The sequence below is a fragment of the Candidatus Dormiibacterota bacterium genome, from assembly GCA_036495095.1.
Classification (GTDB): domain Bacteria; phylum Chloroflexota; class Dormibacteria; order Aeolococcales; family Aeolococcaceae; genus CF-96.
The window spans coordinates 1-14,771 of sequence record DASXNK010000023.1 but is presented as its reverse complement, the minus strand read 5'-3'; the positions used below and the strand labels follow the sequence as shown (position 1 = coordinate 14,771).

At 74.0% G+C, this 14,771-nt stretch carries 12 protein-coding genes; 5 read left to right on the top strand and 7 right to left on the bottom strand.

The genetic code is table 11. The features are described from left to right. Positions 1-134 precede the first annotated feature (134 nt). The 5 genes from VGL20_02080 to VGL20_02060 all read left to right on the top strand — a co-directional run bounded on the left by VGL20_02080 (position 135) and on the right by VGL20_02060 (position 5,928). Complete coding sequence (locus VGL20_02080; GenBank protein HEY2702454.1) at positions 135-863, top strand: PH domain-containing protein; 729 nt, start codon at positions 135-137, stop codon at positions 861-863. 46 nt (positions 864-909) lie between these two features. After that, entirely contained in the window at positions 910-1,119 is a 210-nt protein-coding gene (locus VGL20_02075) for a hypothetical protein (GenBank protein HEY2702453.1), read from the top strand. 88 nt (positions 1,120-1,207) lie between these two features. Beyond that, the gene (locus VGL20_02070) at positions 1,208-3,442 is read left to right on the top strand and encodes a transglycosylase domain-containing protein (GenBank protein HEY2702452.1); all 2,235 of its coding nucleotides are present in this window, start codon (positions 1,208-1,210) and stop codon (positions 3,440-3,442) included. After that, a complete protein-coding gene (locus VGL20_02065) occupies positions 3,439-4,980 on the top strand; it encodes an AMP-binding protein (GenBank protein HEY2702451.1) in 1,542 nt (513 codons plus the stop codon). Before VGL20_02070 ends, VGL20_02065 begins: the two co-directional genes overlap by 4 nt. A 123-nt stretch (positions 4,981-5,103) precedes the next feature. Next, positions 5,104-5,928, top strand: coding sequence for a hypothetical protein (locus tag VGL20_02060; protein HEY2702450.1), 825 nt, complete (start codon positions 5,104-5,106; stop codon positions 5,926-5,928). On the opposite strand, the gene VGL20_02055 is transcribed toward VGL20_02060, so the two are convergent. The 7 genes from VGL20_02055 to treS form a co-directional block, all read right to left on the bottom strand. Beyond that, positions 5,925-6,794: an alpha/beta hydrolase gene (locus VGL20_02055; GenBank protein HEY2702449.1), complete on the bottom strand. Its 870-nt coding sequence runs from the start codon at positions 6,792-6,794 to the stop codon at positions 5,925-5,927. The genes VGL20_02060 and VGL20_02055 overlap by 4 nt on opposite strands. 38 nt (positions 6,795-6,832) lie before the next feature. Continuing rightward, entirely contained in the window at positions 6,833-8,470 is a 1,638-nt protein-coding gene (locus VGL20_02050; GenBank protein HEY2702448.1) for a DUF4214 domain-containing protein, read from the bottom strand. 115 nt (positions 8,471-8,585) lie between these two features. Further along, positions 8,586-8,930, bottom strand: a complete 345-nt coding sequence (locus tag VGL20_02045) for a hypothetical protein (protein ID HEY2702447.1) — start codon at positions 8,928-8,930, stop codon at positions 8,586-8,588. Next, a complete protein-coding gene (locus VGL20_02040) occupies positions 8,927-9,289 on the bottom strand; it encodes a TraR/DksA C4-type zinc finger protein (protein ID HEY2702446.1) in 363 nt (120 codons plus the stop codon). Before VGL20_02040 ends, VGL20_02045 begins: the two co-directional genes overlap by 4 nt. 63 nt (positions 9,290-9,352) lie before the next feature. Beyond that, positions 9,353-11,572 carry a 1,4-alpha-glucan branching protein GlgB gene (gene glgB / locus VGL20_02035; protein HEY2702445.1) on the bottom strand — a complete coding sequence of 740 codons (2,220 nt, stop codon included), beginning with the start codon at positions 11,570-11,572 and terminating at the stop codon, positions 9,353-9,355. Next, positions 11,569-13,077, bottom strand: a complete 1,509-nt coding sequence (locus VGL20_02030) for a hypothetical protein (GenBank protein ID HEY2702444.1) — start codon at positions 13,075-13,077, stop codon at positions 11,569-11,571. The genes glgB and VGL20_02030 overlap by 4 nt, the downstream gene beginning before the upstream one ends. Further along, positions 13,074-14,732, bottom strand: coding sequence for a maltose alpha-D-glucosyltransferase (treS, locus tag VGL20_02025; GenBank protein HEY2702443.1), 1,659 nt, complete (start codon positions 14,730-14,732; stop codon positions 13,074-13,076). The genes VGL20_02030 and treS overlap by 4 nt, the downstream gene beginning before the upstream one ends. Positions 14,733-14,771 lie beyond the last annotated feature (39 nt).

Sequence of the window (14,771 nt, the reverse complement as noted above, 5' to 3'; positions counted from 1 at the left end):
AAGGAGGACGCGAGGGCGTCCCTGACAGAAGAGACAAGCCGTGGAGGCCCGGTGTATCGCTCGGCCGGACACTCGCCGAGGGCAGGCGCCTGGAGTATTCTGGAGACGCTCGAAAGCCTCGATCACGAGACGGCATGCCCGAACCCTACGTCGACGGCGAGCGGCCGATCTGCGTCGCCCGCCAGCACATTGCCATCTTCATCCCCTACGCGCTGGTGTGCGTCGCCGCCCTCGCGGTCGGCCTCGGGGTGCTCCAGATCCTCGACGCGACCCTGCTCCTCGCCCTCGGGGTGCTGATCCGGCTGGTGCTCCACTGGACCCGCTACCAGAACGATCCCGAGGAGCCGTGGCACCACTTCGGCCGCCACGTGGGCTTCTGGGTGCTGGTGTTCGGAGCCGGCTACGGCCTCCTCCACGTCTTCCGCTTCCCCGCCTGGCTGGTGATGGGCCTGGTGGTCGCGGTGCTGCTCGCCTTCCGGCTGCTGGAGTGGCACTGCAACACCTACACCCTGACCAACCAGCGGGTGATCACCAGCTACGGGGTGCTCAACCGGGTCTCGGAGTCGCTGGGGATCGAGAAGGTCCAGCACACCACCCTGAGCCGGGGGGTCACCGCCCGGTTCTTCGGCTACGGCGACATCGTCATCCGCTCCGCGGGCAAGGGGGAGGAGATCATGAAGCACATCGCCGACGCCGACAGCTTCAGCCTCGCCCTGATCACCGCGATGTCGGGGTCGAAGGAGAAGGCGGGCATCGTCGAGCGCTTCGTCGCGCCGTCGTACGAGCCCGGCTCCGGATACGCGCCCCCGCTCGGCTGGGGCGGGACCGAGCACGCGCACGTGGGGACCGTCCCCCGGAGCTGAGCGCCCGGGCTTCACGAACCCCTGTTCGACGTGGCAGACTCCCTCCATGCGGGCGGCGAGGGGACAGCGGCGGCTGGTGGGGGTGATCTCCCCCTGTCCCCACTGCGGCTCGCAGCACACCCACCTCGAGCTGCCGCTCGCCGACGACAACAGCATCTCCGCGGACCGGCACCGATGTGACGACTGCCGCGGCCACTGGTGGCAGCTGCACCAGCTTCCGGGGTCCCCGGTCGAGGCGGCGCGGCGGCTCTCCTGACCGGGGGTCGCCCTCGATGGTGGGTTCGTGGGATGCTGTCGGGCCCGGGCTCACGCCACCGCCCTTCTCACGACCCCCACCACACCTCATGTCCGGCACCACCCGCCGTCCCCCGCCCGCCGGCCCCCTGCCGCCGCGACGCCGCGTCGGCGCCGGGGTGCACCCGGTGGTGCTCACCCGCCGCCTCGCCCGCGGTGCCCGGCGGCGCTCCCGCATCCACCTCGCCGCCCTGGTCGCCGCCGCCCTCGCGATCGCGACCGTGCTGCTCTGGGGGGGCGGGCAGGCGGCCCTCGCGCTGCTCGACGACCGCCTCGGTGCCGTTCCCGACTCGCGAACGCTGCCCGCCGACTCGGTGGTCCTCGACCGCCACGGCGAGCTCATCGCGGTGCTCCACGCCGCCGGCGAGCGGCGGGTGCCGGTGGCCCTCGCGCAGATCTCCCCAGAGCTCCGCCGCGCCACCGTGGCCGTCGAGGACCGCAACTTCTGGCACGAGGGGGCGGTCGACGGCTCCCGGCTGGTGGCCGCGGCCTGGACCGACCTGGTCAACGGCGGCCCCGTCCAGGGCGCCAGCACGATCACCGAGCAGCTCGCCAAGGTCCTCTACGTGGGCACCTCGCCGCGCACCGTCGACCGCAAGCTGCGGGAGATCTTCATCGCCCGTCACCTCGCCCGCACCCTGAGCCGCGAGCAGGTCCTCGAGGAGTACCTCAACGACATCAACTACGGGCACGGCGCCTACGGGGCCGAGGCGGCGGCGCGCACCTACTTCGGGATCGGCGCGGCCCGGCTCGACCTCGCCCAGGCGGCGCTGCTCGCCGGGCTGCCCAACAGCCCCGCGCTGCTCGACCCCTTCCGCCATCCCGACGCGGCCCGGGCCCGGCAGCGTGCGGTGCTGGCCGCGATGGTCGACACCGGCGCCGTCACCGCCGCGGCGGCCGCGCAGGCGGAGATGCCGGCGCTGGTCTCCGGCGCCATGGCCGACGTCGACCTCTTCCCCACGGTCACCGCGCGGGTGGTTGGCGAGGTGCGCGAGCGGCTCGGCCTCGACGCCGTGACCGCCGGGCTGCGGATCACCACCACCATCGACTCCGAGCTGCAGCGGTTCTCCCAGTCGGCGGTCACCCGGCAGGTCGACTCGATGGCCGCGCAGCACGCCGGCGACGGTGCCCTGGTGGCGGTCGACCCGCGCAGCGGCGAGGTGCTCGCCGACGTCGGCAGCGCCGGCCCCGGCCATCCCGCCGAGCAGCTCGACATGGCCGCGCAGCCGAGGTCGCCGGGATCGATCTTCAAGCTCTTCACCTACTCGGCCGCCCTCCAGGCGCGGCGGCTGAGCATGGTCACCCCGATCCGCGACCGCCCCTACAGCCTTGCCCGGGGTGGCGGCGCCGGCGGCACCGCCCGCTACCAGGTGCACGACTACGAGCCGTGGTACCGGGGGACGGTCACCGTCAAGGAGGCGCTGGCGAGCTCGCTCAACGTGCCCGCGGTGAAGGCGGAGATGCTCACCGGCATCCCCGAGGTGGTGCGCGTCGCCCGTGCGATGGGGGTCACCACCCTGGACCGGCCCGCCTCCGCCTACGGCGCCAGCCTCACCCTTGGCGGCTACCCGGTGCCCCTGGAGGAGCTCGCCCAGGCGGCCACCGTGCTCGCCGCCGAGGGGTGGTACCGGGCCGAGCACGTGCTGCTCTCGGTCGGCGACCGCCGCGGCGGCGAGCTGCTGGCGCGGGGGCCGGGGCACCGCGCCCTCGACCCGGCGGTGGCCTTCGTGATGAACGCGATCCTCGCCGACGACGCCAACCGCGCCCCCGCCTTCGGCAGCCGGTCGGCGCTCACCATCCCGGGCCACCTGGTCGCCGCCAAGACCGGCACCACCACCGAGTTCCGCGACAACCTCACCGTGGGGTGGACGCCACGGCTGGCGCTGGCGACCTGGGTCGGCAACGCCGACGACTCGCCGATGCGCAACACCACCGGGCTGAGCGGCGCCGCGCCGATCTGGAACGCGGTGATGAGCCACGCGCTCGGCGGTGGCGGCGACGGCTGGCCGGGGCCCCCCCACGGGGTGCGGCGAGTCGCCGGCGGCTGGGTCCTCGAGGGCACCTCCGCGGAGACCGGCGCCGAGGCCGGCGCGCTCGGCGAGATGGCGCCGCTGGCGGACTGCCGGCAGTGGACCCGCGAGGGCGGCCTGCTCTGGTCGTGCGCCCCGGGGTGGTCCGGCCTCGCCGGCGACCCCGGCCCGCCCGGGTCGCCGTCCCCATCGCCGGGGATCCCCCAAAAGGAGGGAGGCCCGGGGTTCTCCGTCTCCTTCACACTGGGGCGATGAACCTCGACATCCTCGCGGTGCACGCGGCGCACTCGCCGGAGCGGAGCGCGCTGATCGACGACGCCGGGCGGCGGCGGAGCTACGCGGAGCTGAACGCGCGGGTCCGGCGCGCCGCCACCGCGCTCTCCGGCCTCGGGCTCGCCGCCGGCGAGCGCTGCGCCCACCTCCACCACAACTGCATCGAGGGCTTCGAGCTCGGCCACGCTCTGCGCCGGCTGGGCGCGGTGTCGACGCCGGTGAACACCCGGCTGCGGGATGCCGAGATCGCCTACCTGCTCAACGACAGCGGCGCCCGGGTGGTGGTGGCGGGACCGGAGTTCACCGCCGCCGTCGAGGCGGCGCGGCCCCAGGTCGAGGACGCCGACCGCCGCCGCTGGCTGATGCTCGGCGACGGCGCCCCGCCCCCCGGCTGGCAGGCCTACGAGGACGTGCTCGCCGCCGCCGGCGACGCCGAGCCTCCCGGGGGCGGCGCGACCAGCGCGCCGACGATGATCTACACCGCGGGCACCACCGGACACCCCAAGGGTGCCTACCGCGGCGGCGGCGTGGACGTGAGCGTGGCGTCCAGCTGGGTGGCGGCCTTCCAGTTCTCGACCGAGGACGTGCACCTGCTCGCAGGGCCCAGCTACCACAGCGCCCCGGGCTTCTTCGCCGGGCTGCAGCAGATGTTCGGCGCCACCACCGTGGTGCTGCGCCGCTTCGAGGCCGAGACCGCGCTGCGGCTGATCGCCGAGCACCGGGTCACCACCACGTTCATGGCGCCGATCCTGGTCAAGCGCATCCTCGACCTCCCCGAGGCGGTGCGCCGCGCCCACGACGTCTCCAGCATCCGGTGCCTGATCGTCGCCGCCGCCCCGTTCCCCGCCGACCTGAAGCGGCGGGCGGTCGACTTCTTCGGACCCCACGTCTTCGAGTTCTACGGCGCCACCGAGACCGGGCTGGTCACGCTGATCACCCCCGCCGACCTGCTGCGCAAGCCCGACTCGTGCGGCCGCGTGCTCCCCGCGGTGGAGGTGCGCCTCCTCGACGACGATGGCAACGAGGTCCCCGAGGGCCAGCCCGGTGAGCTCTGGGCGCGCTCACCGGGGGTGTTCTCCGAGTACCACAACCGGCCCGAGGCGACCGCGCGCAACCGGCGCGACGGCTTCTTCACCGTCGGCGACATCGCCTGGCGCGACGACGAGGGCTTCATCCACATCTGCGACCGCAAGGTCGACATGGTGATCAGCGGCGGGGTGAACATCTATCCCGCGGAGATCGAGGCGGTGCTCCACTCCCATCCCGCGGTCGAGGACTGCGCGGTGGTCGGCGTTCCCGACAGCGAGTGGGGCGAGTCGCTGAAGGCGGTGGTGAAGCTGCGGCCGGGGGGCGAGGCCGGCGAGCAGGAGCTGATCGGCTACGTGGGCGAGCGGCTGGCCGCGTACAAGCGTCCCCGCAGCGTCGACTTCGTCGAGGACTTCCCGCGTGACGCCGCCGGCAAGCTGCTGAAGCGGCTGCTGCGCGACCGCTACTGGACCGAGGCGGGGCGACAGGTCTGACCGGAACTCCCCGCACGGGGAGCCGCACTTATTGACAGTTTGTGGCGGAGGCCGTACCCTCGCCCGGAGTGCTGAGAGGGTGTGGAGCGGCGCGAGGGAGCCGCTCCGCGGGGAGGAGGCGGGATGAGCGCGATGGGGCTGACAGTCATCGTCGTGGTCATCCCCGCCTTTTCCGGCAGCCTCCTGGTGCTCGCCCTCGACAGCCGCGGCCAGCGCCGCCGCCGGCCGCCGGCCGGGGCGCCCCGGCTCTCGCGCCTGACCGCCGTGCTCGGCGCCGCCCTGGGTGTGGCCGGATTCGGGCTCGCCTCGGTGGCCGGCATCGGCGGCATCGGGCACGCGGCCGGTGCCGCCGAGACCCCGGAGGGGCGGCTCTGGATCACCTCCGCCGCCGCCGGCGCCTCCGCCGAGACCCCGGCCCCGCCCGACCGGACCGGCGAGGCGCCGGTGCTGCTGCCGTACGCGCCGCTGGGGCTCTGGGGCGCCGGGCTCGACGAGGCCTCGGGCAGCTACCGCGTGCTCGCCGAGGTCGCGGACGGCAACGACATCGCGCTGCTCGCGTCCGCCTGGCAGGTCACCGCCGGGGACGGGCGGCAGCCCCTCGCCGTGCTCGACCCCGCCGCCGTCGTCGCCGCCGCCCGTGCCCACGGCGTCGTCCCGGAGAACGGTGTCTACGCCCTCGAGCTGCGCAGCTCCGACCCGGAGACGACCCTCCACCTCGCCCTCGCCGCGCCGCCGCAGGCCAGCGCGCCGGCGCCGATCACGGCACCGGTGGCGGCGGCCGCCGCCGCCCGGCCGCCGGCGACCGGCGCGCCCGCGCCCGCTCCGTCGCGGGTCAGCGTGCCCGCCACCGGCGGCGGTGCCCGGCTGCTCGGCGGCCTGGCGATGCTGCTCGCCGGCGGCGCCTGCGCGGGGCTCTCGCTGCGGCTGCGCCGCGCGGCCGCAGCCTAGGCGAGGGAGACCGCGGCCACCCGGCCCGCCACCGCACCGGCCTCGGTGACGTGGAGGACGTGGCCACAGCGGGGCAGCACCTCGACGGTCGCCTGGGGCAGGAGGGCCAGGAGCGCCTCCCGTGGCGGCCCGCCGGCGGTGAGCGGGTCGGCCTCGCCGAGGAGCACGTGGACCGGGATCCGGGGGTCGAGCCCGCCGGCCCGCCGGCCCAGGTCGCGCAGCTCCGCCTCCATCACCCGCACCGTGGCGGCGACGCCGGTGAACGCCTGGCCCCGCCAGCCCTCGAGCTCCTCGGTGACCGCGACGTCGTCCACCAGGGCGGTGCGCGGGCCGTAGACGCGGCGCATCGCCCCGCGGATCAGCGGGCGGCCGGCGAGGCGCAGCAGGCTGCGCACCGTCCAGCTGCCCGGCCTCGACACCGCCAGCCGGACGGGCAGCGGCAGCGCGAAGGGCACCAGCGCCGGCGCCACCAGCACCAGCGCGCCGACCGCGTCCGGGACGGTGAGCGCTGCCTCCAGGGCCACCGCGGCGCCCCAGGAGTGCCCCACCCACGTCGCCGGGCCGGGGGCGACGGCCGCCGCCGCGGCGAGCGCGGCCGCCGCCTGGCCGGCCAGCCGGGGGTCGCCGGCGGGGCTGCCGCCGGCTCCGGGCCGGTCGAGCGCGACGGTCCGGAGCCCGCGGCCGGCGAGTTCCTCGGCGAGGCGCCGGAACTGCCGCCCGGTCGCCCCCACGCCGTGGACGGCGATCACCGGCGGCGCGGCGCCGTCGCCGGTGAGGTGGAGGCGCAGCCGGCCCGCCGGCCCCTCGAGGAGCCGCACCGCGGTCGCCGGGAGCGGCGACGGCGCGGTGTCGGGCCGGCTGCTCACCGGCTCAGTGTAGGCAGAGCCGGCGATCCGGCCCGCGGTCAGTAGGTGACAGGCTTGGCGTAGTACTCGTCGCCGCTGGTGAAGTTGGCGACGCCGGCCTCGTCGCGGGTGCCCTGGTCGAGCTGGGTCGCCCACCACTCCGCGCCGCCGGAGTCGGCGGGGCGGTTGAGGTAGTGCTGGTACCAGCCGGCGGTGGCGTCCGCGACCACCTGGAGGTGGTGCTCGTGGGAGAAGGCGAAGCTGTGGGCGACGCCGGCGCGGTCGACCGGGCCTCCGGCGACCCAGCCGTCGACCTCGGCGGTCTGCGGGGTGCGCCCCAGGATGTCCTGGTAGAGGGCGGTCACGAAGCCCCGGTCGGTGCCCCTGCCGTGGCCCGCGTAGTAGGTCGGGCTGGCGGCGAGCGCGGCCAGCAGGCTCTCGTCGTAGCCACCGCCCTGGAGCTGCGACACCCAGTAGGAGCGGCCGCCGGCGTCGGCGGCGTGGCCGGTCAGCCGCTGGTAGGCGGCGTCGACGCTGCGGCCGTACACCTCGGTCGAGGTGCTGAAGAAGGCGGCGACGCCCCCGCGGCCGCGGCCGCCCATCTGACCCACCCAGTAGGCCACCTCGGAGTCGGCGCCGACCCGGCCGAGGATGTCGTGGTAGAGGTCCTCGACGAAGCTGGCGTCGTCGTTGGTCACCGTGACCGTGCCGATGCCGCCGGAGCCGCCGGCCTTGCCCTTGGTCGAGGCCGAGACGGTCTGGCTGCCGGGGTGGCGCAGGGTCAGCGAGAAGACGTGCACGCCCGCGTCGGCGGCGGTGAACGTGTAGGCGGGGGGCATGGTCGCCAGCTTGTCGGTGCTCGAGCTCAGCGTCACCGTGCCCCTGTACGCGGTGTCGGTGGCGGTGCCGTTCAGCGCCGTCACCGTGACCGGCACGGTGGCGAAGGCCTGCACCGTGGCGGGGAAGGTGAGGCCGAGGTGGCGGGCGGCGACGGGCGGCCCACCGCCGAGGGTGCAGCTCCACGGGAACGGCTGGCAGGCGCTCGACTCGGCGCTCTCGGGCAGGAAGGCGCAGCTGCCGCTGGGCGATCCGGTGCTGTGGTCGTCGGCGTCGGAGTCGCCGTCGCACTGGGCGTTGCCGTTGCTGCCCGGGGCGGCGAGGCCGAAGTCGTGGAAGACGATCGGGTCCCCGCTGCTCCCCGCGAAGGAGAACGTGGTGGTCTTGTTGTTCGGGTAGATGTTGGACACGGTCGCGTGGACGCTGCCGCCCGAGACGGTGACGTCGGCCCACTGCGAGCGGCAGGCGCTGCCGCCCTCACAGGGCGCGTACCCCTCCGGGTTCGATGCGTTCGCGGGCGGAGTCTTGGTGGTGATGATCCGGTAGGCGCCGTCGGGCACCCCGGTGAAGCTCGCGCACGGCCCCGCCGAGCAGCTGCCGGTCGGCACCGGGCAGCCGGCGCCGCCCGCGGTGCCGTGGCCCGCGGGTGTGGTGGCGGACGCCGAGAACGCGCCGCCGGTGATCGAGACCACGGCGCTGCCCAGGATCTGGTGGCAGGAGTCCATGGTCTGGACGAAGATCGTCGCTCCGCCGCCCGAGGCCGCACCCGCCCTCGCGGACGAGGTGAGCACGGCGGCGCTCAGCGAGCCGGCGATCAGGGCGATGACGGCGAACGCCGTCCGCAGCCTCGGCAGCTTCATGTATGTGTCCCTTCCTGAACGCCGTCGCGGAAAAATGCGGCGGCCATCCTCCTCGAAGCACAACGGTGCCGGGCGCCCCGATCTTGCGCGCCCGGGGGCTCCCCTGGCCGGCGGCTCAGCCCGCCGCCTGCCTCGGGGTGGGCACGTGGGTGCCCATCAGCCCCACCTCCGGGGGCTCCTCGCCGTGGAGGCGGGCGTAGCGGCGGCGCAGCGTGCACTCGCGCTCGGCGGGCGCCATGCGCAGCAGCCGGATCACCTCGGCGGTGGCCACCCGGGCCAGCTCGGGGACCGCCTCGACCGCCGCCGACCACTCCAGGATCAGCTCCTCGGCCATCCCCTGCACCCGGGCCGGGAGCCCGTCGAGGAGCTGGTCGCGCAGGCTGTCGAGGCTGGAGCGGAGGTCGTCGCCCACCGCCGGCGGCGCCGCCACCTCGCCCGGCGGAGGCTCTCCGTCGGTCACCCGAGCAGCCCCCTCTCCCGGCGGGCCTGGTCCTCGACACAGTAACGGGCGGCGGGCACGGCCTCCAGCCGCTCGTCGGGGATGGGCTTGCCGCAGGCCTCGCAGATCCCGTAGCGGCCCTCGTCGACCCGCTGCAGGGCGGCGTCGACCTCGGCGATCAGGTGGTCGACGTCGTGCTCGACCCCGAGGTCGCGCTCCTCCTCGAACAGCTCGGTGGCCTCGTCGGCGGGGTGCTGGTCGGCATGGCTCAGCTCAGCGGCCGTGGCCTCGACGTCCTCGCCGACGAGCCGCGCCGTTGCCTCTCTGAGTGCCAGCAGCCGCTCACGTTCGGCGAGCAGGAGCTGACGGGCCCGCTCCATGTCCACGGCCCCAAGCCTACCCAGTTGCGCACACCTTCCGTGGCGGTGGCCCGGGCCTCCGGCTCACTCGTCCGGGGTCAGCCAGAGCACCGCCAGCGGGGGCAGGCTCATCGCCGCCGAGTGGGGTTGGCCGTTCCACTCGGTGTCGTCCGCGAGCACGCTCCCGAGGTTGCCGACGCCGCTGCCGCCGTAGGTCCCGGCGTCGGTGTTCAGCACCTCGCGCCAGCGGCCCGGGCGAGGCAGGCCGACCCGGAAGTTCTCGTGGACCACCGGGGACAGGTTGGCGACGCAGACCAGCCCGGGCCGGCCCCCGCCGTCGACCCGGATGAAGGACAGCACGTTCTGGTCGGAGTTGCCCGCATCGATCCAGCGGAAGCCCTCCGGGGTGTCGTCGCGCTGCCACAGCGCCGGCTCCGCCGCGTAGGCGAGGTTGAGATCGCGGACCAGGTGCTGCACCCCGGCGTGGTCGGGCTGCTCGAGCAGGTGCCAGTCGAGCGAATCGTCGTGCCGCCACTCCCGCTCCTGGCCGAACTCCGAGCCCATGAACAGCAGCTGCTTGCCGGGGTGGGCCCACATCCAGGCGAGCAGGGAGCGCAGGTTGGCGAACTTCTGCCAGCGGTCGCCGGGCATCTTGCCGAACAGCGAGCCCTTGCCGTGGACCACCTCGTCGTGGCTGACGGGCAGCACGAAGCGCTCGCTGAACGCGTACCAGAGGCCGAAGGTGAGCTGGTGATGGTGGTAGCGGCGGAAGATGGAGTCGAGCGAGAAGTACGACAGGGTGTCGTGCATCCAGCCCATGTTCCACTTGAAGGAGAAGCCGAGGCCGCCGGTGGCGGCGGGCCGGCTCACCCCCGGCCAGGCGGTCGACTCCTCGGCGATCATCATCACGCCGGGGTGCTGCTCGCGGACCGTCGAGTTGACCTCGCGGAGGAACTCGATGGCCTCGAGGTTCTCGCGGCCGCCGTACGGGTTGGGGATCCACTGGCCGGGCTGCCGCGAGTAGTCGAGGTAGAGCATCGAGGCGACGGCGTCGACGCGCAGGCCGTCGATGTGGAACTCCTCGATCCAGTACCGGGCGTTGGCGACCAGGAAGTTGCGCACCTCGTTGCGCCCGAAGTTGAAGACCAGGGTGCCCCAGTCGGGGTGCTCGCCGCGGCGGGGGTCGATGTGCTCGTAGAGGGCGGTGCCGTCGAACCTCGCCAGCGCCCACTCGTCGCGCGGGAAGTGGGCGGGCACCCAGTCGAGGATGACGCCGATGCCGCGCTGGTGGAGCTCGTCGATCATCGCCCGGAGGTCGTCGGGCGAGCCGAAGCGCGAGGTGGGCGCGTAGTAGCCGCTCACCTGGTAGCCCCAGGAGCCGCCGAAGGGGTGCTCGGCGAGGGGCAGGAACTCGACGTGGGTGAACCCCATCGCGCGGCAGTAGTCGCCCAGCTCCGCCGCCGCCTCGCGGTAGGTCAGCAGCTGCTCGCCGGCCTCGCCGCGTCGCCGCCAGGAGCCCAGGTGCACCTCGTACGCGGACATCGGCCGCACCGCGGGGTCGGCGGCCACCCGGCCGGCGATCCACTCGTCGTCGGCCCAGCGGTGCTGGCTGACGTCGACCACGCTCGCGGTCGCGGGCGGGGTCTCCGCGGCCCGGGCCAGGGGGTCGGCCTTGAGCACCCGGCGGCCGTCGGCCCCGGTGATCGAGAACTTGTAGTGGCAGCCGGCACCCACTCCGGGGAGGAACAGCTCCCAGACCCCGGAGGAGCCGAGCGATCGCATCGGGTGGAGGCGGTCGTCCCAGTAGCCGGCGTCGCTGACCAGCCGGACGCTGCGGGCGTTGGGCGCCCAGACCGCGAAGGCGGTGCCGATCACCCCCTGGTGCTCGATCACCCGGGCGCCGAGGCGGCGCCAGAGCTCGCGGTGCTGGCCCTCGCCGATGAGGTGGAGGTCGAGGTCGCCGAGGGTGGGGAGGAAGCGGTAGGGGTCGTCCATCACCCAGCTGCGCTCCGCCTCGTCGAAGCGCAGCCGGTAGGCGGGAAGCTCGGCAACCGGCACCCGGCCCTGGAAGATGCCGCCCTCGAGGCGCTCCAGCGGGGTCTCACCGCCCTCCCAGATCACCGTGCAGCGCTCCGCCGAGGGATGGAGGGCGCGCACCACGGTCTCGTTGCCGAGGGGGTGGGCGCCGAGGATGCGGTGGGGCTCGTGCTGCTCGCCGCTGAGCAGCCGGACGGCGTCCTCACCGAGCTCGGGGAGCGGAGGTGTGGTGGTGCCGGGGTCGGTCGGACGGCGTGCAGGGCTCATGGCCGGCCTCCCTCGAGCAGGAATCGGAGCGGGGTGCTCACCCAGTCGGGACGGTGGCCGAGCTCGTAGCCGACCTCGTACACCGCCTTGCGGAGCTCCCAGGCGCGCCGGAGGGTGAGCGTGTCCTCGGCGCCGCGGGGGAGCAGCGGATGGTCGCCGACGCGGGCCAGGTAGGCGCCCCAGAAGAGCCGGCGGTTGGCCTCGGCCCAGGCTGCCCCCTGGCGCCGCAGCGCCTCGACCAGCTCGGCGTCGGGCTCGGTGCGCTCGGCGAGGGCGGCCGCGGCGGCGTAGTCGAGCGAGCGCAGCATCCCGGCGACGTCGCGCAGCGGTGAGGAGAGGGCGCGGCGCTCGGCGACCCCGAGCGCGGGCTCGCCCTCGAAGTCGAGCACCGTCCACCCGGTGTCGGTGCGCAGCGTCTGGCCGAGGTGGTAGTCGCCGTGGACCCGGATGGCGAGGCCGCCGTCCGCGAGCCCGCGGAGCGCCTCGAAGCCCTCCACCACCGTGCCCCGGCGCTCGCGCAGCGGCTCCAGCGCCGGGTCGGTGCCGGCGAGCAGCTGGTCGAGCTCCCGGGTCATGGTGTCCGCCCAGGCGCCGAGCATGGCCGCCGTCACCGGCCGGGCGCGCATCGACTCGGGCATCTGATCCGACGCCAGCGCGAGGTGCATGTCGGCGGTCACCCGGCCGAGCCGGGCCGACTCGGGGAGGAAGGTGGCCCCCTGCTCCTCGACGTGGCGCAGCGCGGTCGGGTCGTCGCCCACCCCCCGCTCCTCGGCCTCGGCGTAGAGGTCGCGGAGCGAGCTGAGCGCCAGCGCCCAGCCCTCGGTGCCGTTGTGCAGGTAGGGCTGGACCAGGGCGAGCAGCACCGCCTCGGCGCCGGGACGCTGGTACTCGGCCACCCCCAGCGGGGCGGGCACGGCGGTGAAGCCGGCGCCGGCCAGCGCCTCGGTCATCTCCAGCTCCGGCGAGCGCACCTCCTCGATCCTCCGGAACCACTTCAGCAGCTCGGTGTCCCCGCGCACCAGCGAGCTGTTGCTCTGCTCCCGGCCCAGCGGGCGGATCGACGCCGGGTCGACGTCCGGGGCGATGCCGTCGCCGCGGCAGCTCACCTCGCCGGCCTCGGTGCGGAGGCTGGCGCCGGTGGCGATCATCTCCCAGAGCACCGCGCTCGACTCGGGGTCGCCGAGGGCGTCGACCACCGCCGCGGGGCCGGCGTCGCCGCCGGTCTCGGTGACCACCTTCTCGGGGTCGAAGAACTCCGAGGCCGGCCCGGGGCGGACCCCAAGGGGCAGGCTGTATCGCTCCCGGCCGCCGTCCTCGAAGGCGACGGTGGCGAGCACGAGCAGCACCGTGGGATCGCTCTCGCGCAGCGTGGCCACGTCGTCCACCTCGAGCTCCGCCACCCGCCGGCCGCGGCTGCCGAACCAGCGCTGCCTCTGGAGGTAGGCGAGCAGCGCCGGAGCCGCCTGCTCGAGGTCGTGGCGGGACAGCAGGGTGGCGCGGCTCACGGGGAGGGCGCCTCCAGCGAGAACCAGTAGAACCCGTGTGGGGCCATGGTCAGGAGGTAGGGGAGCTCGCCGATCGGCGGGAACGGGATCCGCCCGACCAGCTCCAGCGGGGTCATGCCCACGTAGGCGCGCAGGTCGAGCTCGACCGGCTGGGCGAAGCGGGAGAGGTTGTTGACGCAGAGCACCCGGCGGTCATCGAGCACCCGCATGAACGCGAACACCGACGGGTTGCTGGCCTCGAGCACCTCGAAGGCCCCCTCGCCGAAGACCGGGTGGCGGCGGCGCACCGCCATGAAGCGGCGCAGCCAGTGGAGCAGCGAGGACTCGTTGCGCTCCTGCGCCTCCACGTTCACCGCCTGGTAGCTGTACACCGGATCCATCAGCGGCGGCAGGTAGAGGCGGGCGAAGTCGGCGCGGCTGAAGCCGGCGTTGCGGTCGGCGCTCCACTGCATCGGGGTGCGGACCCCGTCGCGGTCGCCGAGGTAGATGTTGTCGCCCATGCCGAGCTCGTCGCCGTAGTAGAGGATGGGGGCGCCGGGCAGCGAGAGCAGCAGCCCGTAGAACAGCTCCATCTGCCGCCGGCCGTTGTTGAGCAGCGGCGCGAGCCGGCGGCGGATGCCGAGGTTGAGCTTCATCCGCGGGTCGCGCGCGTACTCCGAGTACATGTAGTCGCGCTCGTCCTCGGTGACCATCTCGAGGGTGAGCTCGTCGTGGTTGCGCAGGAAGATTCCCCACTGCGCGCCACTGGGGATCGGCGGGGTGCGCTCCAGGATCTCGGTGATCGGATAGCGCTGCTCGCGCCGCAGCCCCATGAACATCCGCGGCATCAGCGGGAAGTGGAAGCACATGTGACACTCCGGCGCCTCCTCGGTGCCGTAGTAGTCGACCACGTCCTCGGGCCATTGGTTGGCCTCGGCGAGCAGCACCCGGTCGCCGCCGTACTCGCGGTCGACGGTGGCGCGGAGGTCGGCGAGGAAGGCGTGGGTCTCGGGGAGGTTCTCGCAGTTGGTGCCCTCGCGGGCGTACAGGTAGGGCACGGCGTCGAGGCGGAACCCGTCCATCCCGAGGTCGAGCCAGAAGCGAACCGCGTTGATCATCGCCTCGCGGACCTCGGCGTTGTCGTAGTTGAGGTCCGGCTGGTGGCTGAAGAAGCGGTGCCAGTAGTAGGCGCCGGCCTGGTCGTCCCAGGTCCAGTTCGAGCTCTCGGTGTCGATGAAGATGATCCGCGCGTCCTGGTAGCGCTGCTTGGTCTCCGACCACATGTACCAGTCGCGCTTGGGGCTGTCCGGGGCCGAGCGCGACTCCTGGAACCAGGGGTGCTGGTCACTGGTGTGGTTCATGACCATGTCCATGATCACGCGCATGCCTCGATCGTGGGCCTTCTCCACGAGCTCGCGGACGTCGTCGACGCTGCCGTACTCCGGCTGCACCTCGTAGTAGTTTGAGATGTCGTACCCACCGTCGCGCATCGGGCTGGCGTTCACGGGCAGCAGCCAGATGCAGTCCACCCCCAGCCACTGGAGGTAGTCGAGCTTGGCGATCAGCCCCTGGAGATCGCCGACTCCGTCGCTGTTGGCGTCCGCGAAGCCGCGCACCAGGAGCTCGTAGAAGACGGCGCGCTTGTACCAGTCCCGGTCGGAACGGTCGATGCTCATCGCTTCCTCAGGTGGAGGACGTGCGCGGCCTGCCCCGCG

Excerpts from the sequence above, each read along its gene's own strand:
- glgB (HEY2702445.1), bottom strand. The coding sequence starts at position 11,572 with ATGAGCCCTGCACGCCGTCCGACCGACCCCGGCACCACCACACCTCCG.
- treS (HEY2702443.1), bottom strand. The coding sequence starts at position 14,732 with ATGAGCATCGACCGTTCCGACCGGGACTGGTACAAGCGCGCCGTCTTC.
- VGL20_02075 (HEY2702453.1), top strand. The coding sequence starts at position 910 with ATGCGGGCGGCGAGGGGACAGCGGCGGCTGGTGGGGGTGATCTCCCCC.
- VGL20_02040 (HEY2702446.1), bottom strand. The coding sequence starts at position 9,289 with ATGGAGCGGGCCCGTCAGCTCCTGCTCGCCGAACGTGAGCGGCTGCTG.
- VGL20_02070 (HEY2702452.1), top strand. The coding sequence starts at position 1,208 with ATGTCCGGCACCACCCGCCGTCCCCCGCCCGCCGGCCCCCTGCCGCCG.
- VGL20_02080 (HEY2702454.1), top strand. The coding sequence starts at position 135 with ATGCCCGAACCCTACGTCGACGGCGAGCGGCCGATCTGCGTCGCCCGC.
- VGL20_02065 (HEY2702451.1), top strand. The coding sequence starts at position 3,439 with ATGAACCTCGACATCCTCGCGGTGCACGCGGCGCACTCGCCGGAGCGG.
- VGL20_02050 (HEY2702448.1), bottom strand. The coding sequence starts at position 8,470 with ATGAAGCTGCCGAGGCTGCGGACGGCGTTCGCCGTCATCGCCCTGATC.
- VGL20_02060 (HEY2702450.1), top strand. The coding sequence starts at position 5,104 with ATGAGCGCGATGGGGCTGACAGTCATCGTCGTGGTCATCCCCGCCTTT.